The following is an 18,110-nucleotide window of genomic DNA, read 5'->3' as shown; positions in this document are numbered from 1 at the left end:
ACCTCCTTTATAAGACCGTCAGGAAACATGGGAACGGCGGACAATGGTTACAATAAAAATCGGATTCTGGGCCATCATGAGATGGCTGGCGCCGACTTTTTGACTGCGGGCCGCGCTGACCTGAGTAATATCGAGATCATACTCGGGATGCGATCCGTAGTAGGTCGTAAGGGCCGCCAAGGTCTCGATGGTAATGGCCGTGACGACGACGGCACAGGCTTCATTTTTCCGGTAGACCTCGTCGAGGATGGCTACGAGCCTCCCCTTGGTACCGCCAATAAAGACATAGTCCGGCGGCGTTTCCACATCCTTCAGCCGCGCGCTGGCATCACCGGACACGACGGTGACATTGGCCAAATCAAAATGGGCGATATTTTGCTTCAAGACCCGCAGGGCATCGTCGTTTATTTCAAAGGCATAAACCCTTCCAAAGGGCGCCTGCAGGGCCAGTTCCACCGTACAGGACCCGGTACCGGCACCGATATCGTAGACGACGGCATCGGCAGCCGGTGCCAGTTTCGACAAGGCCACGCTGCGGATTTCCTGTTTGGTCATGGGCGCCTTACCCCGCAAAAAAGCCTCGTCGGCAAGACCGTGTACAGGGCGCTGCCAAGGACGGGCGTCGTCATTTTCAATCATCATGACGGCTAAGGCGTCGTCCCCTCTTTCCGTAAAGTCAGCAGCCGTACCGCGAAGGATGACTTCGTCGTCATAAGAGAGATTACAGCCGATGGCAACCCGCACGGCTCCAAGCCCTCTGTCACAGAGACTGCGGCAGAGGGCAGACGGTGATTCGCTGCCGCCGGTGAGGACGAAGACCTTGGCATGCTGGCGTACAGCCGGAATAAGCGGTTCCTGCCGACCATGGCGGCTGACGATGAAGACGTCATTCCAAGATGTCTCCAAGGCGGCGGCAAAGTAGACCAGACTGCTGATGCCGGCGATACGGATCACGGTGCAGTCCGGGATGTTCTTCAATAAGGCTGCCAAGCTGAAAAAGCCGACATCCCCCGATACTAAGACGGCCATAGGCCCATCCGCATCCGTCCGCGACGCCGCCAGGCGGCAGATTTCATCGCGCCGATAAGTCCGGACCAATTCTTTCCCCGTCCCCTCAAAGGGTTCCAGCATCCGCTTGTCGCCGACGAGAAGGGTCGAGGCTTCGATGGCACGTTTGGCTTGTACGGTCAAAAGATTCGGGTTTCCCGGACCGGTGCCGATAACATAGATATGCATATAACGTCCTTTCCCTGACGAAATAATCTCCCTGTCAGCGTTCAATGATGATGACCGTCGCCCCCGTTCGTTCGGCCCCTTTCAGTTTCTCTTGGAAGCCGCCGGTGTGGCCTGAATTTTTAGTGACGACGTAGCGGGCCCCGGTCTCTTTAAACATGGCCGCATTGAGGTCCGCCGAGAAAGGCCCCTGCATGCAGATCAGGCGCGCCGGCGGGTAGCCCAAATCCAAGGCCCGTTCGAGGGAGGCCTTGACCGGTAAAATACGGGCATAGACTCGATTTTCATAGCCCGGGATCTTGGCAAAGGCATCGAGGTTCTTACTGCCCGTCGTCAAAAATACGTTCCCTTCCGTATGACTCAGGACTTCGACGGCTTCGTCGACGGTGCGAACGGCAATGGTGCGGCCATCCGTCCGGTACGTTCCGGCCCGGCGGTTGATGCGGCGATAAGGGACACCGGCCTTTTGGCAGGCTGCCTTGATGTTGTCGGTGACGACCGTCGCATAGGGATGGGTGGCGTCGATGGCAAGGCGTATCCCTTTGTCCTTCAAAAATCCTTCCATCTGTCCCTCATCCATTCGGCCTTCCAGGACGGTCACATAAGGACTTTTCGGCAATAAGGACGCGCCGTAGGCCGTCGCTACGGAGACGAAGGCTTTGACCTGAAAGCGTGCGGCGTAACCGGCCAGTTTCCGCCCTTCCGTCGTCCCGCCGGCAATCCAAACGGGGCCAATCATAGTCGATAGCCTCGAGGCGTGACTAACTTGCCGTTTAAGACCTTAGTCTGGCTGTTGCCGATAAAGACCGTGCAGAACATATCAAGGTGCTGCGTCCGCAGTTCCCCCAAGGTGAGAATCTTGACCGCTTGGCCATCGCGGCCGATATTGCGGACGATGCCTGCCGGCGTATGGGCCGACTGATGGCGCAGGATGATGTCACAAGCCTTTTCGAGGTAGTCAGACCGCTTCTTGCTGGCCGGGTTATAGAGGCAGATGACAAAGTCCCCGGCTGCAGCGCAGTCCAGGCGGTTTTCAATCTTATCCCACGGCGTCAGAAGATCGCTCAAGGAAATGAGGCAGGCGTCGGCAATGAGGGGCGCCCCCAAAAGAGCGGCACCGGCACTGGCAGCGGTGACGCCGGGAATGACTTCGATGTCAACGTCCGGCGTATCGGCAGCCACTTCGTGCATGATGCCGGCCATGCCGTAGATGCCGGCGTCACCGCTGGAAACGATGGCCACCTTCTGCCCCTCAAGGGCTCGTTCCAAGACCAAGCGGCAGCGAGCCACTTCCTGAGTCATGCCGGTGACGACAAATTCCTTGTCAGGAAAATAGCTGCGAATCAAATCGATGTATGTATGGTAGCCGACGATGCAGTCGCAGCCTTCGAGGACAGCCTTGGCCTCCAAGGTCATGCCCTGTTCAGAGCCGGGACCGATGCCGACGACGTAAATATGTGGTTTCATGAAATCACATCCTTCTAAACATTTAAAAATCGGAGTATATACGATTCACAGGCAACGGCCACGGTGATACCCTGACCGGCCTTTTTGGAAACGACGAGCTTGCCGCCGCCACTTGCCTTGACGGCCGATCGTTCACAGACATTGTCCGTCCCGACGGCCTGTCGGACAAAATCCGAAGCCGTAAACGTGCCCGGCACAGCGTTGAGCTCGTCGGCCGTAAAGAAGCGGATAGGCCATGACCGCTCTTTAGCAAAGGCCAAGAGCCCCGTTTCATCCCGCTTGACGTCGAGGCTGCTGACGTCCGCCACGGCCTCTTTCGAGAGGTTGGCCTCTTTAAGGGCCGATGAGACGGCATTTTCAATAGCCGAGGATGAGGTTCCGCGGCGGCAGCCGATGCCGACATGGAGAATAGCCGGTCTTACCATGACGGAAGTTTGAAAAAGGGACAGGTTCTCTTTCGTCGTCACAATCAACCCCGTTTCACAATCCGTCGTCATGACCAAGCCCGGCGGCAAAGGACCTTCAATGGGAAACTCACTGTACAAGCCAGCCCTTCCCCTTTCCAGAAGACCCGCAGCAAAGGCCTTGGCCTCCGTCAGAGAAGACAGGCGCAGACCGGCCTTTGCGGCCCATTCATCGACGGCAAATAAGGCATTGACGTCGGTTGCCGTCGTAATGACGGCCTGTCCCCCTATGGCCTCAGCCACTTGCCGGGCCCATTCATTGGCTCTGCCAATATGACCGGACAAGATGGGAATGACGAACTGCCCTTTTTCGTCGATGACGATAACCGCCGGGTCCTGATCCTTTTTACGGATAAAAGACGCAATAGACCGCACGGCGATGGCCGCTGCCCCGACGAAAAGGAGGAGCCGTGCCGATTGAAAAGCCCGGCCCGTTTCTTCCCGCAGAGACGGGTCGAAGGAGACGGCCGGCGGTATGGCAAACTTCGCGAGCGTCGCCCGGCGGACCTGCCAGCCATTTTGCTGAAGGAAGGCTGCTGCTCTACCGCCAAGGGCCGTTCCGGCTTTGGTAAAGGAAAAAACAACTGCGTTCACGACCTGTCCCCCTTCTAAAAAAATCGGTGCCTCTGCAATCCGTTAATATAAACCAAAGATATTATACCATATTTATACCGATATCGGTGTATGGTGTGTACCGATATCGGTATCGCACCCCCTCTTTCCCGGCACATCCTTTCCACCAACGAAAAGCCTGAGATTCTATGTTTTGGCAGCAAAAAAATTCCGAGCAGCCCGTCGAGGTTGCTCGGAACAAAAAATCTCTTTTTTTATTATCTTTTCCCTAAGGAATCGATTTATTCCTGCCGGATTTTTTCTTACTGCTGCTGCAGCCAGTTCAAGACGTCGTTGTCGCTGGCCCCGCCATTGAAGCGGACACCGGTCTGCCAATCGCCGGTGCCTGCTGCCTTGGCCAGGTTCTGACCGCTGTCCCCGAGGGAGCTTGCCGCTGACGTGCAGAAAGGAATGACCTTTTTGCCGCTGAAGTTATGACCTTCCACGAAGGTGTAGACGACATGCGGCGCCTGCTGCCACCACAGGGGGTAGCCGATGTAGACCGTATCGTAGGAATCCCAGTCGGCGACGTCGCCTTCATAGGTCGGCCGCAGCTGAGGCTGGGCGTGTTCGCGAACGACGCGGCTGTTGTCGTCGCGGTAGTTGAGGTCGCTGTCGGAATATGGCTCGGTCGGCTTGATTTCAAAGACCGTCGCATTTTCATGGTTGGCAATCGTTTCGGCCACGCGTTTCGTATTGCCTGTTGCCGAGAAGTAGACGACTAAGACCTTTCCTTGAGAAGCGGCAGCCTTAGCCCCGTCCGATGCCGGCTGTGCCGCCGTCGTCCCCGTACTGCCGCAGGCCGTAAGGGTCACTAAGGCGACAGCCATCAATAAACCGCTCATGATTTTTTTCCACATACCAAAATCCCCCTTGTCCGATAATAAAATTATTTATCTAAACCTTGTTTATGGAGCCAGGCTGCGATGGCGTCGGCCACTTCCTCGTTATTGAGGTCGGACATCATGAAATGGGTGTTGCCCTTGATGCCGATATCGGGCAGGCTGACGACTTCCACATGGCCGCCGTACTGATTGACCAGGGCTTCCCATTTCTTGGCCAGATTCCAGCGGATGCGCCAAGTGTCTTCGCCCCAATTGGCCACCGGTGTATCGCCTTTCGGGATGTTGTCTCCATAATAGACGACGATGGGAATCTTAGTCAGTTTCATGAAATCATCCATGGAAACGGCCGTCCCCTTAGTCGGGAATGGGCTGGTCGTTTCTTCGACAGGCGGAACCATCCCTTCCGGGAAGGGGAAGGTGCCCGGTTCCAAAGCGATGACGCCTTTTACGTGGGACGAGGCCATGGCCGTTTCCCAGCCGGGACCGCCGCCGGCCGAATGAGTCATCAAGACGCCGTCGCCGACCTTATCGAAGACAGCCGTCATGGCGGTGGCGACGACATGGCCGTCAAAAGCCCCCGTGTCCGGTGTCATAGCCCGGAAAAACTGGTCCTGTGAAGCGGCATCTTTGGGGAAGGCTACGTTGTCGTTATAATCAGGCCACTGGCCGATGCGGAAGTTGTTGAACCAAAGTTGGTCGTCCGGACGGGCGCTGATTGAAGTCGGGACGGTAGAACGGCCGGCCCGTCCCCGCCGCGGTTCGTCGACGAGATAGGTCTTGTACCGTTTTTCCAAAAAGATATTCTGGAAGCCGTCGCGGCCGTCGGGCGTCGTTTCCCAAGTCTTGGCCGACTGACCGTAACCGTGAAGGAAGACGAGGGCCGTACGGCGGGCATTCTTCGGTTCCTGATAAAAGACGTAGGCGTGGTCGCCATGCAGGGTTTCGCCGGCATTGTTGGTCGGTTCCGTCGTCCCCTTATACTCGCCCGGTGCCGTAACCACGGTCCCTCCGGCCAAAAAACTTCCCTGGTCGACGATCGTCACGGGCTTCATGGCAAAAGACGAACCGGTAATCAGTGTCGCAGCCAAGATAGCTGCCGCAGTCATTCTCATCTTCATAAGGTACCTCCTTTTAGTGAATAAAATTGGTAAAAATCGGGGCTTCCCGTTCCGGAAGGGACACGCCGGCATTTCTAGCCGCTTCCTGACAGCGCAGCATATAGGCCATATTGCGGCCTAAAACCCGCAGGGTATACAGGCCTTCCTTATCTTCTAGGACTTCTTCCGGTGCCGCGCCATGGACTTCATTCCAGTAGCGCGACGAGACGATAGGCATTTCCTGCAGGGTGAAGTATTTATTCATCTGGTCAAAAGAGACGGTCGTCCCGGCCCGGCGTGCCGAAATGACGGCCGCTGCCGGTTTCAAATAAAAGGCCTTATTGCCGTTTCCGTTGGCTTCGGCATAAAAGACGCGGTCCATGAAGGACGTCATATTGCCGGCCAGGGCCGCATAATGGACGGGTGAGCCGAAGACGAAGCCGTCCGCCGACAAGGCCTTTTCCCGAAATTCATTGACGATGTCGGGAATGACGCAGCGCCCGATTTCTCGGCACTTATGACAGGCCATGCAGCCGCCAATCGGTTTGACACCAATCCAAAAGAATTCCGTTTCGATATCGAGCTTTTCCAAGGTCTGAGCCACTTCCTGAAGGGCCGTATAGGTACAGCCTTCTTTATGAGGCGAGCCGTTTACCAATAATACTTTCATGGTCATATCCTCTTTCCATCACCTCAACCTGACTCCATTATTACACTATAAACCTTGGTGTCGAGTCCAAGTCAAGGGAACATATGTCTTTTTTATTATAAATTGAAAAATTCGGTCTCTCCGACGAACCGTCGGAAAGCGATCAGCCCCGAACGACCGTGCCGCCAAAGACGGACGACATCTGTATCTTATCCAGGGCTTCATCAATTTGGCGTACTTCATCAGCCGTCAGTTCGATGTCCGCGGCTGCCCCGTTTTCTAAGAGACGATTCGGGTTGGTCGTTCCCGGAATAGGTACGATCCACGGCTTTTTAGAAATCATCCAGGCAAGGGACAATTGTGCCGGCGTAGCATTCTTGGAGGCAGCCAGGTCCTGGATCCACTGCAAAAGGGCCTTGTTTTCTTCGATAGCATCGGCCTGGAATTGGGGCATATTCCGGCGGTAGTCCGTATCGGGATCAAATTGAGAATTCGCATCGTACCGAGCCGTCAGGAAACCGTTAGCCATGGGCGAAAAGGCAACTAAGCCGACCTGCAGTTCTTCGAGGACCGGGAACATTTTTTCGTACCAGCGGGCCATCATGGAATAGCGGTTCTGTACGGCCGTGACCGGGCAGACGGCATGGGCCCGGCGCAGGGTGTCTGCGTCGACTTCGGACAGGCCCCAGTGAAGGATCTTCCCTTCCCGGATGAGGTCAGCCATGACGGCAGCTACGTCTTCGACGGGGACCTTGGTATCCTGGCGATGCTGGTAATAGATGTCGATATGGTCGGTCTGAAGGCGTTTCAAAGAGTCTTCGACGGACTTGCGGATAAGTTCCGGACGGGCATCGGGCACGATGGGCTTATTGGGCTCGGGCGACGTCATATCGAAGTGGATGCCGAATTTGGTGCCGATCTGGATCCGGTCGCGGAAAGGCTTCAAGGCTTCTCCCAACAAGGTTTCGTTTGCGTGGGGATCGTCCGGTGTCCCATAGACTTCGGCCGTATCGAAGAAGGTATAGCCGGCATCGACGGCCTTGGCCAATAATTCTGTCATGTCCTTAACATCTTTGGGCTGGCCGTAGCCGTGACTCATGCCCATGCAGCCTAAGCCGACGGCCGATACGGTAAAATCTTTTCCTAAGGTGCGAGTTTTCATAAAAATCCTTCCTTTCTTCATAACATAAAATATCACAAAATTTATATGAGTTATCCTCTCTCCCTGCTTCAACCAAGGCCGGTGACGACAGCGACGATTGGCATGGTAACCACGGCAGCAGCCGTCGTCAAGGCAATGCCCTCTACGGAGACAGGATAGGCATCTTTATTATAAACGGCTGCCAAGAGGGGAATGATGTTCCCTGACGGCGTCGCCAGTGCCGCCATGCAGACGGCCAGTAAATACGTATTATCCACGAAGCGGCCGAGAATTAAGGTCAGGACGATGGGAATGACGACCATCTTGATGATCGTAAAGGCGATGATGCGGCCGTTTATCATGCCCTTCCACGCCGTATCGGTCAGGAAAGAACCGAGGAGCATCATGGCCAAAGGCGCCGTCATACTGCCGAGCATGGTAATCGACTGGGCCAGTATATACGGCAGCTCGATGCCGCTCAGGTAAAGGATGATGGCCAGGATGCAGGCGCCCATGCCGGTATTGGCCAAACTCTGCCAACGAAAGGGTTCTTTCTTGTCAGAACTGCCTTTGATGGTCTGGATAACATAAGAGAAAAAGAGAATATTAAAAGGAATCAAGAGGACGGTCATATAAATGAGGGCATCTTTCCCGTAAATGCCGTCAATCATGGGAACGCCCATGAAGCCGATATTGGTGAAGATGATCATGACATTGACGATGCCGTAGTGTTTCTTGGGATAGCGAAGGATCCGCGGCAGGATCCAGGCACAGGCCATGAGCAAAACCAGCATGGCCAGGATGACGCCGAAGGCATAGGCCAGTTCCGCCCCTTCAATGCGGGCCCCTTGCCGGTGACTCCCGATAAGATGATGGCCGGATAAGCAATGTTGACCACCAATTTCGTAATCTGCGGCTGATTGGCCGGCGTCAGGATCTCATAGCGACGGGCCAAGGCGCCGACGGCCATGAGCAGGACGAAAATAATCATTTGTTGTAAAATAAGCATCGGTTCCTCATTCACCTTCCTACCAGGCTTCTTCAAAGATGGCCAAGATTTCATCGCCATCGAGGTGCTTGTAGCTTCCCGGGGAAGCGACACAACCGGAAGCTATACGGGGCAGCCAATCTTTTTGGTCGTCCGTCATGCCCAGTTCCCGCAAGGTCGTCGGCAGGCCGATTTCCTTTACAAAAGAGGCCAAGGCTTCGACGCCGTCGTTAGCAAGTTCGGCCGTTGTCTTCCCTTCCGGGGAAATGCCCCAAACTTCGCTGGCAAAGCGGGCGAATTTTTCCGCCCCTTCAACTTTAATGTGGCGGTAATAGACCGGCAAGAGGACGGCCAGGCCGCAGCCGTGGTTGCAGTCCGTAAAAGCCCCCAGGGAGTGTTCTAAGATATGGCCTTGGAAATCGCCCTTCTTTCCCAATTTGAGAATCCGGTTTTCAGCCATCGTCGAGAGCCAGACCAGGTTGCTGCGAGCTTCGTAGTCTTCGGGATTTTCAATGGCCTTACGAAGGTTGCGGACGACGCTCTTCATGAGGGCTTCATTAATGCTGTCCGACACATTATCGATATCGGGGGCGCTGAAATAGGTTTCCATCATGTGCGTAAAGGAATCAAAGGCGCCGGAAACCATTTGCAGTTTAGGAACGGTGTAGGTATAAAGCGGGTCGAGGAGGGCAAATTGAGCGTTGAGGGCCGGGTAATCGCGGCCGGTCTTAACCTTTACGTCTTCGTTGGTAATGACGGCGCCGCCGTTCATCTCACTGCCCGTCCCGGATACGGTCATGACAATGCCTAACGGAATAGGTTTGACGTCGACGGTGCCGGCCTTAGCCCAAAAATCAGTCCACACGTCACCGTCATAGACGGCAGCCAGGGACACGGCTTTGCAGCAGTCCATGACCGAACCGCCGCCGACAGCCAAGATGAGGTCCACGTCCTGTTCTTTGGCGATTTTCGCCCCTTCGAGGACCTTGGCATAGGTCGGATTGGCCATGATACCCGAAAATTCGACGACGTCCTTTTCGGCCTTGGTCAAAATCGCCATGATTTCATCGTAAATGCCGGTCCGCTTAATGGAGCCGCCGCCATAGGCCACCATGACCGTCTTCCCGTAATGGGACAAGAGTTCCGGCAAGTATTGACCGACGCAGCCTTTTCCAAAATAGGCTTTTGTACTATTTTCAAAAACAAAGTTTTCCATTTCATCGTCTCCTATCCAATATCTATCTATAAACAGCCAAGAGGCTGTGTAAAAGCAACAAAAAGTATCGAACCTTCCAAAAGGGCTTACAAACGGGGCTGTCCCGGCCTTCACCTCAGGTACAAATTTATCTTATCATTCGGTATTAACTACCGGTCAAGTCTTCTTTGAAAACTTTTTCTAAAAACATGCCTTCGGCCGAAAATCCTGTTGAAACCTCCTCATCCTCTCCTATTCTCTTGTCAGTCAGAACGGCTTTGAACGCCCTCTCCCGAAACAGGGCCGGCAGATGATTTGGGAGAAACGGAAAGATTTTCCTTATGGTCATGACTTCCGAATAGAACTTGAGGTTCGGTGTAAAAATAAGGTATAATAATTATGTATTTTATGTAAAAAAAGGAGACTACACGCTATGTCAAAAAAAATGATGTCTATTGCCATCCTAGCCTCCCTGGCAATGGCCCTGCCCATCGGCGCAGATGCCAAAGAACGTTTTTCCAGCAGCCATGAACCCTTCTCAGCGGAAATGGCCAGCCGATCCGAAATGGACGCCTATCGGAAAGATTTGGACACCTATGTCCGCGACGTCGATAAACAGATTGACGAACTCCTGGCCCGGCGGAGAGACGCCGTCGACCAGTACAACAAGGCCGTCCACACGTACAATACGGAAACCTTCTTCCATCAGGATACCCTGCCTTACTATCCCCATTACCGCCAAGCCGGCCGTCGCGGCACCTATCATCACCACGGTCCGTGCTATGCTGCCCAGCGGGAAAAAACTCCGGAAGAGCGCCAACGCGACCGGATCGACACCTTTATCGACCATATGATGGACTGGGGCGACTGACAAATCGGCGTATCGATTCGTACCGGATAGAGACTGATTTATGTATCCGAAATTCGCCTTCTGATTTTTTACGACAAAAAGCCACTGACGACTGATTTAGTCATCAGTGGCTTTTTCAGATGCCCGTAACCAACGGACCAAGAACTCTATCTGTGGAAAAGGATGTTTCACCGATTCCCCCTGACTCAGTCTCCATGACGGTGACAGAAAGCGTTCCCACTCATCTAGGAGCCGGGCTCAGCCATTTTTCTCTGTTTGACAGTATGTCCCGGAGGGCCCGACACTTCGACGGTAATAACCGTCGATTCGCCCGTCGGCACCCACTCGATGACCTTTACGGACCCGTTGGGAACTTCTTTCTGCCAGTCATTGAGCCATGACAGGATCGAGGCAAAAGGACCTTCCATCATCAGGGTCTGGCTATCGCCCTGTCGGGCCTGGTGCCACGACAAGAGGGTCAGTCCATGACTGTCGATCAGATTTGAAACAGCCCCTTCCATATCGACAGCACTCCCGTCCGGCACCGCTGCGGAAGCCGAAAAATCTTTATGGGCATAGACTTGAAGCTGGCTGCGAAGACTTTTCCATGCTGTAAAAGATTGATACGACATCCAAGCATACCCCAGAGAGAGCCCCGCCAATAGTAAGGCTGCCAGAATCCACGACGGTGACCACACCCGCCCTTTAAGAATTTTTTTCATGACAACTCACTTCTAAGGAAAAAGGGACGGCTTCGCCGCCTTTAGGCTGCATGCGGGTCACAGCCGCTTGATACCGCCCGCCGGCCTGTAAATAGCCCTGCCATTTTCGGGCCCCGTCGGGAGTCGCTGTCAAGCCTTCGATGACGGCTCCCCTGTCTCGGCCGCTGACCTTGGTGACAACGACCGTATCCGGTTTGGAAAGGGCCAGATCCACGAACAAGACAGGCCAGGAAAAAGACGTCTCCTGCCGTTCTTTGGCCTGTCGTTCGACCAAAGCCTGCCCCTCTCGGATCCGGTCGTTATGGCCTTTGATTCTCTCTTGGATCGGATAGAGTACCCTTTCATAATACATTTTCTCTTGGGCGATTTGGTATTGAAAAAAAGTTCCGCCTGCCAAAAAGAGTCCGGCCAATCCCAAGAGTCCCAGCGTAAGGGGCTTTCCCCAAAGGCATCGAGGCTGCCGGTATGCCGGCGGTATCAAGTTGCATTTCACGCTCACCACGCTCCCTTACAGCAGAATCAAGGACGCCGTCGCCTGAGACAGTCCATACTGTTCCATGACCTGAGCAACGGCCTTCGACGGCGACAAGGGGCGGCCTTCCGTCTCCCCGTCTTCCTGCCACATAAAAGGCGAAGCCCCTTCTGAAAGAGGCGCACCTTCTTGCAGCTCATAGGCCAGGGGCCGGCCGTTTTGCAGATGTACCGTATGGAGGACCCTTTCATCCCGGAACGATAGGAGGCCCTGCCCCTCCGGTTGGATCCGTCCCAAAAAAGCAGGCAGCAGGTCCAAGGAAACAAGGGCGGCATCGGCATCGACGACGGATTGACACAAAGCCTCGATACAGTCGGCCGGATAGGCGCCGACGATCCAGTCATAGAGCCCGTCTCGATTTTTTTCAGGACAGGCAAGGTCAAAGCCATAGGGCTTCCCATCTTCGTCGAGCAAGCCGGCACCACGAATGAGTTCCCGGGCTTCGGCCGCATCTGCTGTCGCTAAAGGAATAGGCTTCCATATCATATCCGGTCCGCCGACGACGATATGGATACGCCAGCCGGACAGGCCGTAGCGATCCAGTAACAGCGGCATTTTGGCCCGAATTTCATCGGGAGAATCAAGCCAATCCTTTTTCCATTGCCGCTCACATTCCGTATGGCCCTGACAAAAGGCGACGGGACCATACCATTTGCGTGTTTGTTTTAAAACGCGAACCGTCTGCCCCATCAGCCACAGACAGGCATTTCTGCACTGCCGCATACCCTCACCTCTCAATCTCGATAATGAAGCGGCTGCAATTCATACTGACCGTCTTCATGCCGTACTACTTCAAAGAAAAGGCTGCTCGTTTGTTCTAACGATGCCGCTTCATCGACGGCAAGGGCCCGCAAATACCCGCGGTCGCCCTGAACTTCGACAGTGACGGCTTCTCCCTTTTCGGCCAGCTGCGCCGATTGAGGCACGGCCACGGCGTGACGTTGAAAATAAGGAAGTGGATTTTGTTGTACCTCCTGCCATCCTTCTCGGACGGCACTGTCCGCCAAGTAGTGCAGGCGGACTTTCTTTTCATATATGGCAACCATCTGCAGGCTGCTCACGGCCAACAAAGCCGTCGTCATGGCCAGGGACAAGGTCAGGACGGCCATGGCCGTCATCGAAAAAGAAAAGAATCCGTTTCGCATCTTCATCGCCTTCCTTCATTCAACGACGTTACCATAAGCGTAATCGGCAGGGACAGCCCGCTTTCTTCCTCTACGAGAAGAAGGGATACGGCAACGGCCTGCCCTTCTTGAGAAAAGAAGGGCCTTTTGTCGTAAGGGTAAATCAGAATCCGACAGCCCTTGACCGTACCGACACCGCCGGTCAGTGGCTGATACGTCCCGTCATTGAGGCGGACAAAGAGGACGTCCCCGTGCACCAGAAAGCCTTTGCGCCTCCCCTGCGGTGTTGTAAAGCGAATACTGTCGAAAGACACGTCCCATTCCTGACCGTAGACCAATTCTTGGAACAAGGTCGCTTCAATGCTCACGGCCTGACGCAGTAAGGCCTCTTGAATATGGGCCCTTCTATCAAAGCTCACGGTCTGACTCATCAGGGGCAGGAAGGCTGTCACGGCCAATACGACGAAGGTCATGGCCAGCAGCATATCCATCATCATCCAGCCGTTCCTTCGGCGGAATCGGCCCCAGGCGCCGACAGAAAAACGGTTTGCCACCTTCATCGTCCACCTCGACTTCCCATACCGTATACCCTCGTTGCTCGCCATACTGCCGATGCCGGATTCCATAACGATGTCCGGCCACTTCTATCTCATCCGGCAAAGGCAGTCCGGCCTTCCACCGTTCCATGGCCTGACGGCCGACCATGACCGCCTGATAGCGAGAGGCAGCCCGCCGGTGCAGCTCCAGGGCTTGGACGGCAAGGGCTCCGGCGGCAAGCAGCAGGACGGCTCCGATAAAAAAGGCTGCCATGCCGTCAGCCAGGAAGAAAAAGCCGTTCTTCCTACTCGATGCGGATGCGCCCGGTCTGAGCCGCCACGACGATGCGCCGCTCATAGCGCTCATCGTCTGCCGAAACGACGACCACCATTTTATACTTCGGACGGCCGTAAACATCAAACTGCACCACTCCTTTCGTCACCCGTATCCCCGGCGGGTAAGGCCTTTTTTTCTTCACTCGATAGCGATGCTGCAAGACATACCGATCCTCTTGCAGCATCAATTTACAGTAATCTTTGCCGACGTTGTTGCCAAGGCTGTGCTGGCGGGCGATTTCCATATCAAAGACCAACTCCCGCACGAGGCCGTCAAGGGCTTGATGACGGCTGAGGGACTGGCTGCTGCTCAGAGCCAAGGCCAAATAAAGGCCGAGGAGGAACACAGCTGTCAACAGGCCTGTCAGTTGAATAAATCCATTGCGTCGTTTCATAAGCCGAGACCGATACCGAACCACTGAAAGTGAATCTCCTGTGAAAGCCACCAGCCAAAGAGGAGGAAGGGCCCAAAGGGAAGGATGGTCTTCCCCTTTAGGCTCCAACAGAGAAGGGAGATGACCGTCGCGGACAAGAAAGCCGTCACGGTCATCAGCCAGGCCCCTCCCGCCGGACAGCCGATAGAGAGGGCTAAGGCCAGTTTAATGTCACCGCTGCCGATACTGTTCGGCCAGAGGACGTAGAGGAGGAGAAAAAAGAAAATCGTCGCACTGACGGCCATGACCGATGGTCGCACGAGTCCAAGGCCCAAGGACAGGATATTGCCGACTGCCAGGACGACAACGGGAGCATCGGGAATCCAATAGGCTTTGACGTCGGTATAGGTAATGGCGGCCGTAGCCCCAAAAGCCAAGCCGTACCAAAGGCCAAAGAGCTCCATGGCTTAGGTTCCGGCCGGCACGCCTGCGTCGGAATCAGAGGAATAATGCTTATCGTTATAATCGGCAGAAACGACGCCATTTTCGATGCGGTACTCTTCTTTATCCGGCGTCAGCGGCTTAAATTGCAGGTACTGCCGTCCTTGGCCGTCCACCTTGACCAACTCATCGACAGTCGTCGGGAATTCACCGTGGTCGATTTCATAAAGGGCGGCAGCATTGCTGATAGTGCGGATATCGGCCTGTACCTTGGCTTCCTGTGCCGTCTTCGTTGCCGATGTGAACTTCGGTACGGCAAAGGATGCAAAGACCAGGATGATAGAGACACAGATTAACATTTCTAACATAGAAAAACCATTTCGCATAGTCATGATAAGACTCCTTTCAAGAAGTAACGACGGAAGATGCCATATCGAGCAGCGGCAAGAGCAGCGAAAACATCAAAAATCCCATAAAGACGCCGACAATGATCAGGACAAAGGGCCCCAGCCAGCGCTGCAGACCGACCGCCCACCGACGAAGGCGGCTGTCATAATAAACGGCAATGGCCGTTAAGGCATCGTCATATTTCCCGGTCATTTCACCGACGGTGAGCATGGTCTCGATATAGGCCGTGCCATAAGGACTGTCGTGAACAGCCTGGCTGAAGGTCTGTCCCCGTTCCAACCGAAAACGGAGGCAGCGGACGTAGTTTTGAAACGAGAGCGACGGTACGACGGAGCCGGCGCCGGACAGACATTCCAATAAGGGAATTCCACCGGACAACTGGACGGCTAAGATGCGGCTGAAGCGCTGCCAGGCCCACGCCAAAAAGAAGGACTGAACACCGGGAACACGGAGGACGGCTTTTTCCATCGCCAACCGATACGTATCGTCCCGCCAGGCCCGCACCAGGAAGAAACTCATCAGGCTTATTCCCAAAGGGATATAGATGCCATGCCGGCGGAGCCAGCCGCAAACCGAAAGGAGGTACTGCGTCCCCTTGGGGACAGCTACGTTCATCTGCGCCATCATGTCGACGAAGACGGGGATGATGAAGAATACGGCACCTGTCATCAAAAGCAAGAGACAGGCCAATAAGAAGGCCGGATAGGCTAGGGCTCCAAAGAGGACGCGGCGGTCTTTCTCGGCCCGGGTATAAAAATCAGCCAGGACCTGACAGATGGTATCGAGATTCCCCGTCTGTTCCCCTGCTTCGATGAGTCGGCAGGCCAAGGTGGGAAAAGCCTGGCAACGGCGCATGGCCAGCGATGGACGGATGCCCTGCTCCATGTGAAGAGCCGCCGTATGCAAGGCTTGTCGGCGCTTTTTCTTCATATCCGACGTCAATAGTTTCCAAGCTTGGACTAAAGGGACGCCGCTGGTCAAGAGCATCCCCAATTGGCGAAAGAAAAAAGCCAGGCTTTTCCCGTCGAGGCGCGGCGATGGTGAAAACATCGTCACCCTCCTTTCGTCAAACGGACCAAGGCCTGATCCATGGTTCGCATGCCAAGGGCCGCTCCGGTCTGCATGACCGTCGGCAGCTGATGCTCTTTCCCGCTGCGAATGAGCTGGGAAACCGCCGGTGTACGAACCAGGATTTCCCGAGCCACACCCAAGGTTTCCCCGCAGGCAACCAAGCGCTGGGAAAGGACGGCCTGAAGGACCATGGACAGGCGATGGCGGACTTCTTCCTGCCCGTCGGACCCGTAGGCACTGGCAATGCGGCTTACCGTATGGACAGCCGACGGCGTATGGAGTGTCGAAAAGACGAGGTGCCCCGTTTCAGCTGCCGTCAAGGCCGCGTCCATCGTTTCCCGATCGCGCATTTCCCCGATGAGGATGACGTCCGGATCTTGCCGCAGGGCCTGACGGATGCCTTCCTGAAAGGACGGAAAATGGCGGCCCAATTCGCGCTGGGTAATGAGTGCTTTGTCCCCTCTTTCCACGTATTCAATAGGGTCCTCCAAGGTGACGATGTGACAGCGTCGCCGCTCATTAATGCCGTGTAAAATCCGCCACAAGGCTGTCGTCTTACCGCTGCCCGTCGGCCCTGAGACCAAGACCAGCCCGCTCGACAACGTTCCGAGACGGGTCAACAAAAGCTGATCCCGATCTTCCGGGAGGTCTGCTAAAGGATAGAGGAAGCGAATCGCGAGGTGCAACCCGGCCTCTTCCCGACAGACGTGGAGGCGGCAGCGAAGGGACGAATTCCAGGAAAAAGCCCCGTCACCGTCGCGTTCAGACGACCAGCCGATGGTGTGAAGGGCTCGGTCCATCCCGAAGCGGTCTACGGATTCCATAGAAACCGAGGAAAGCCCTGCAGCTACCCGCATCATAGGCGGCCGTCCCTCTTGGAGATGGAGGTCCGAAGCCCGACCGGCAATGGCCCGTTCCATAAGGGCGGTCATGTCCATAGGCCTCGTCCTCCCTCGCAGACACGGCGGAGTTCTGCTTCGTCAGTCAACCCGCTGTCAAGGGCCCGCTGTATGACTGCCGGTAACAAGACGGCGCCGTCACCTTCTGCCGCTGCCGTCAAGGCGGGAAGATCGACACGACGGCGAAGAGCGTCTTTAAAACAGGGCCCGGCCGGCACGACTTCACAGAGGCAAAAGCGCCCTTCATAATCCCCGGAAGCTGTCTTACGGCGAACGAGGCGCTGAGATACGATGCCCGTCAAGGCATCGGCAGCTAAGTAGGCCGGAACGCCCATATCGCTCAAGCGGACGGCCGCTTCGACGGCACTCGGCGCATGAAGGGTACTGAACACGACATGTCCCGTAAGGGCCGCCCGGACGGCAATCTGCGCCGTTTCCCCGTCGCGGATCTCGCCGACGACGAGGACGTCCGGGTCCTGACGCAAGAGGGCCCGCAGCCCGTTTTGAAAGACCATACCGCCTTTTGGCTGCACCTGACTCTGAGACAGGCCGTCGATCAATATTTCTACCGGGTCTTCTAAGGTAGCAATGCTGAGATGCTCATCGTGAATATGGCGAAGGGCGGCGTAGAGGGTCGTCGTCTTGCCGCTCCCCGTCGGACCGCAAATCAGGATCAGCCCCTGCCGGCGGCAGACCAATTTCTCTAAACAGGCCCGGGCTTCGCCGTCCATGCCAAGAGCTGACAACTCCAAGGGCATCCGCTTGCCGTCGAGGATGCGGACGACGATTTTCTCCCCGCGAACCGTCGGCAAGGTGCTGATGCGAAGGTCGAGACGCCGACTTCCCTCATGCCAAACGATGCGCCCGTCCTGAGGCAGGCGCCGATTGGCAATGTCGAGACCGGCTAAGACCTTGATGCGGCTGACGAGGCTGTCAAGGCGCTGGCGAGGCAATTGCCCTGCCGCATGGAGGACCCCGTCTTTTCGCCAGCGGATGCGGACGAATTCATCCAAGGGTTCGATATGAATGTCACTGGCACCGGCCGCGACGGCTTGTTGAAATAAGGCGTTCACATCCATAAAAAAATCTCCTTTCCCTGCCAGCATAGCATGAAAAGGAGATGGTC

At 55.4% G+C, this 18,110-nt stretch carries 23 protein-coding genes; 1 reads left to right on the top strand and 22 read right to left on the bottom strand.

All coding sequences use genetic code 11. The features are described from left to right. Nucleotides 1-18: 18 nt before the first annotated feature. The 10 genes from cbiE to UCI88_RS07455 all read right to left on the bottom strand — a co-directional run bounded on the left by cbiE (nucleotide 19) and on the right by UCI88_RS07455 (nucleotide 9,712). The gene (gene cbiE / locus UCI88_RS07500) at nucleotides 19-1,236 is read right to left on the bottom strand and encodes a precorrin-6y C5,15-methyltransferase (decarboxylating) subunit CbiE (RefSeq protein ID WP_256179246.1); all 1,218 of its coding nucleotides are present in this window, start codon (nucleotides 1,234-1,236) and stop codon (nucleotides 19-21) included. Nucleotides 1,237-1,270: 34 nt separating this feature from the next. Beyond that, the gene (cobK, locus tag UCI88_RS07495) at nucleotides 1,271-1,972 is read right to left on the bottom strand and encodes a precorrin-6A reductase (protein WP_044503712.1); all 702 of its coding nucleotides are present in this window, start codon (nucleotides 1,970-1,972) and stop codon (nucleotides 1,271-1,273) included. Continuing rightward, nucleotides 1,969-2,700, bottom strand: coding sequence for a precorrin-3B C(17)-methyltransferase (gene cobJ, locus UCI88_RS07490; RefSeq protein WP_256179247.1), 732 nt, complete (start codon nucleotides 2,698-2,700; stop codon nucleotides 1,969-1,971). Before cobJ ends, cobK begins: the two co-directional genes overlap by 4 nt. Before the next feature lie 14 nt (nucleotides 2,701-2,714). Beyond that, nucleotides 2,715-3,758, bottom strand: a complete 1,044-nt coding sequence (locus UCI88_RS07485; protein WP_256179248.1) for a cobalt-precorrin 5A hydrolase — start codon at nucleotides 3,756-3,758, stop codon at nucleotides 2,715-2,717. Nucleotides 3,759-4,039: 281 nt separating this feature from the next. Beyond that, on the bottom strand, nucleotides 4,040-4,636 hold the full coding sequence (locus UCI88_RS07480) for a flavodoxin (protein ID WP_044503709.1): 597 nt from the start codon (nucleotides 4,634-4,636) through the stop codon (nucleotides 4,040-4,042). 29 nt (nucleotides 4,637-4,665) lie between these two features. Continuing rightward, on the bottom strand, nucleotides 4,666-5,739 hold the full coding sequence (locus UCI88_RS07475) for an alpha/beta hydrolase (protein ID WP_256179249.1): 1,074 nt from the start codon (nucleotides 5,737-5,739) through the stop codon (nucleotides 4,666-4,668). A gap of 13 nt (nucleotides 5,740-5,752) precedes the next feature. Continuing rightward, nucleotides 5,753-6,388: a flavodoxin family protein gene (locus tag UCI88_RS07470; protein WP_256179250.1), complete on the bottom strand. Its 636-nt coding sequence runs from the start codon at nucleotides 6,386-6,388 to the stop codon at nucleotides 5,753-5,755. 142 nt (nucleotides 6,389-6,530) lie between these two features. Further along, complete coding sequence (locus UCI88_RS07465; RefSeq protein WP_065359788.1) at nucleotides 6,531-7,529, bottom strand: aldo/keto reductase; 999 nt, start codon at nucleotides 7,527-7,529, stop codon at nucleotides 6,531-6,533. Between the two features lie 68 nt (nucleotides 7,530-7,597). After that, on the bottom strand, nucleotides 7,598-8,311 hold the full coding sequence (locus UCI88_RS07460) for an AEC family transporter (protein ID WP_330024166.1): 714 nt from the start codon (nucleotides 8,309-8,311) through the stop codon (nucleotides 7,598-7,600). A 225-nt stretch (nucleotides 8,312-8,536) separates the two neighbouring features. Then, nucleotides 8,537-9,712, bottom strand: coding sequence for an iron-containing alcohol dehydrogenase (locus UCI88_RS07455; protein ID WP_256179252.1), 1,176 nt, complete (start codon nucleotides 9,710-9,712; stop codon nucleotides 8,537-8,539). Nucleotides 9,713-10,124: 412 nt separating this feature from the next. Here UCI88_RS07455 and UCI88_RS07450 point away from each other — a divergent pair, with 412 nt between their 5' ends. Beyond that, nucleotides 10,125-10,562: a hypothetical protein gene (locus UCI88_RS07450; protein ID WP_256179253.1), complete on the top strand. Its 438-nt coding sequence runs from the start codon at nucleotides 10,125-10,127 to the stop codon at nucleotides 10,560-10,562. Nucleotides 10,563-10,786: 224 nt separating this feature from the next. Here UCI88_RS07450 and UCI88_RS07445 read toward each other — a convergent pair whose 3' ends face one another. The 12 genes from UCI88_RS07445 to UCI88_RS07390 are packed head-to-tail and all read right to left on the bottom strand — an operon-like array spanning nucleotide 10,787 to nucleotide 18,063. Beyond that, on the bottom strand, nucleotides 10,787-11,263 hold the full coding sequence (locus UCI88_RS07445; protein ID WP_256179254.1) for a hypothetical protein: 477 nt from the start codon (nucleotides 11,261-11,263) through the stop codon (nucleotides 10,787-10,789). Continuing rightward, complete coding sequence (locus UCI88_RS07440) at nucleotides 11,247-11,756, bottom strand: hypothetical protein (RefSeq protein WP_256179255.1); 510 nt, start codon at nucleotides 11,754-11,756, stop codon at nucleotides 11,247-11,249. The genes UCI88_RS07445 and UCI88_RS07440 overlap by 17 nt, the downstream gene beginning before the upstream one ends. Before the next feature lie 15 nt (nucleotides 11,757-11,771). Beyond that, nucleotides 11,772-12,518, bottom strand: a complete 747-nt coding sequence (locus UCI88_RS07435; RefSeq protein ID WP_256179256.1) for a hypothetical protein — start codon at nucleotides 12,516-12,518, stop codon at nucleotides 11,772-11,774. Nucleotides 12,519-12,529: 11 nt separating this feature from the next. Further along, nucleotides 12,530-12,940, bottom strand: coding sequence for a hypothetical protein (locus tag UCI88_RS07430; RefSeq protein ID WP_256179257.1), 411 nt, complete (start codon nucleotides 12,938-12,940; stop codon nucleotides 12,530-12,532). 2 nt (nucleotides 12,941-12,942) lie between these two features. After that, entirely contained in the window at nucleotides 12,943-13,413 is a 471-nt protein-coding gene (locus UCI88_RS07425) for a hypothetical protein (RefSeq protein ID WP_230198103.1), read from the bottom strand. Further along, nucleotides 13,328-13,813, bottom strand: a complete 486-nt coding sequence (locus tag UCI88_RS07420) for a hypothetical protein (RefSeq protein WP_256179259.1) — start codon at nucleotides 13,811-13,813, stop codon at nucleotides 13,328-13,330. The genes UCI88_RS07425 and UCI88_RS07420 overlap by 86 nt, the downstream gene beginning before the upstream one ends. Continuing rightward, nucleotides 13,761-14,186, bottom strand: a complete 426-nt coding sequence (locus UCI88_RS07415) for a hypothetical protein (protein ID WP_044503697.1) — start codon at nucleotides 14,184-14,186, stop codon at nucleotides 13,761-13,763. Before UCI88_RS07415 ends, UCI88_RS07420 begins: the two co-directional genes overlap by 53 nt. Beyond that, entirely contained in the window at nucleotides 14,183-14,629 is a 447-nt protein-coding gene (locus tag UCI88_RS07410; protein ID WP_256179260.1) for a prepilin peptidase, read from the bottom strand. Before UCI88_RS07410 ends, UCI88_RS07415 begins: the two co-directional genes overlap by 4 nt. Nucleotides 14,630-14,632: 3 nt before the next feature. Further along, nucleotides 14,633-14,998: a competence type IV pilus major pilin ComGC gene (locus UCI88_RS07405; RefSeq protein ID WP_044503695.1), complete on the bottom strand. Its 366-nt coding sequence runs from the start codon at nucleotides 14,996-14,998 to the stop codon at nucleotides 14,633-14,635. Between the two features lie 13 nt (nucleotides 14,999-15,011). Further along, the gene (locus tag UCI88_RS07400) at nucleotides 15,012-16,064 is read right to left on the bottom strand and encodes a type II secretion system F family protein (RefSeq protein ID WP_256179261.1); all 1,053 of its coding nucleotides are present in this window, start codon (nucleotides 16,062-16,064) and stop codon (nucleotides 15,012-15,014) included. A gap of 2 nt (nucleotides 16,065-16,066) precedes the next feature. Further along, nucleotides 16,067-17,023 carry a type IV pilus twitching motility protein PilT gene (locus tag UCI88_RS07395; protein WP_044503693.1) on the bottom strand — a complete coding sequence of 319 codons (957 nt, stop codon included), beginning with the start codon at nucleotides 17,021-17,023 and terminating at the stop codon, nucleotides 16,067-16,069. Next, nucleotides 17,014-18,063: a GspE/PulE family protein gene (locus UCI88_RS07390; RefSeq protein WP_256179262.1), complete on the bottom strand. Its 1,050-nt coding sequence runs from the start codon at nucleotides 18,061-18,063 to the stop codon at nucleotides 17,014-17,016. Before UCI88_RS07390 ends, UCI88_RS07395 begins: the two co-directional genes overlap by 10 nt. Between the last annotated feature and the right edge of the window lie 47 nt (nucleotides 18,064-18,110).

Origin of the sequence: Megasphaera massiliensis (genome assembly GCF_036305205.1) — a bacterium.
Classification (GTDB): Bacteria; Bacillota; Negativicutes; order Veillonellales; family Megasphaeraceae; genus Megasphaera; species Megasphaera massiliensis.
The sequence above is the reverse complement of the archived record's forward strand: the minus strand, read 5'-3'. Positions and strand labels throughout refer to the sequence as shown.